This window comes from Streptococcus sp. 27098_8_86, assembly GCF_041432595.1.
GTDB classification, from domain to species: Bacteria; Bacillota; Bacilli; order Lactobacillales; family Streptococcaceae; genus Streptococcus; species Streptococcus pneumoniae_F.
Genome location: NZ_JAPVZW010000032.1, coordinates 1 through 905 on the forward strand (window position 1 = coordinate 1; position 905 = coordinate 905).

Annotated in this window: 1 pseudogene; it reads right to left on the bottom strand. The window is 54.1% G+C overall.

Annotated features, from left to right (window positions below):
* Window positions 1-905 (bottom strand): annotated as a pseudogene (locus tag O3616_RS10040) (hypothetical protein); the annotation flags it as partial.

A 905-nucleotide genomic window follows, 5' to 3' on the forward strand; every position in this document is an offset into this window, starting at 1 on the left:
AGTGCAGTGGCTTCAGCTTCAGCGTCAACAAGTGCAGTAGCCTCAGCTTCAGCGTCAACAAGTGCGGTAGCCTCAGCTTCAGCGTCAACGAGTGCGGTGGCTTCAGCTTCAGCATCGACAAGTGCGGTGGCTTCAGCTTCAGCGTCAACCAGTGCAGTAGCCTCAGCTTCAGCGTCAACAAGTGCAGTAGCTTCAGCTTCAGCATCAACGAGCGCAGTCGCTTCAGCCTCAGCGTCAACCAGTGCAGTAGCCTCAGCTTCAGCGTCAACGAGTGCGGTAGCCTCAGCTTCAGCATCAACGAGCGCAGTAGCTTCAGCTTCAGCGTCAACAAGTGCAGTAGCAAGTGCCTCAGCGTCAACAAGCGCGGTAGCAAGTGCTTCAGCATCAACTAGCGCAGTAGCTTCAGCTTCAGCATCAACAAGTGCAGTAGCAAGTGCCTCAGCATCAACAAGTGCGGTAGCCTCAGCTTCAGCATCAACAAGTGCAGTAGCCTCAGCTTCAGCGTCAACAAGCGCGGTAGCAAGTGCTTCAGCATCAACAAGTGCAGTAGCATCAGCTTCAGCGTCAACAAGTGCAGTAGCCTCAGCTTCAGCGTCAACAAGTGCAGTGGCTTCAGCTTCAGCGTCAACAAGTGCAGTGGCTTCAGCTTCAGCATCAACAAGTGCGGTGGCTTCAGCCTCAGCGTCAACAAGTGCAGTAGCCTCAGCTTCAGCATCAACAAGTGCAGTAGCCTCAGCTTCAGCATCAACAAGTGCAGTAGCTTCAGCTTCAGCATCAACGAGCGCGGTAGCAAGTGCATCGGCTTCAACTAGCGCGGTAGCCTCAGCTTCAGCATCTACTAGTGCAGTGGCTTCAGCTTCAGCGTCAACAAGTGCGGTAGCTTCAGCTTCAGCATCGACAAGCGC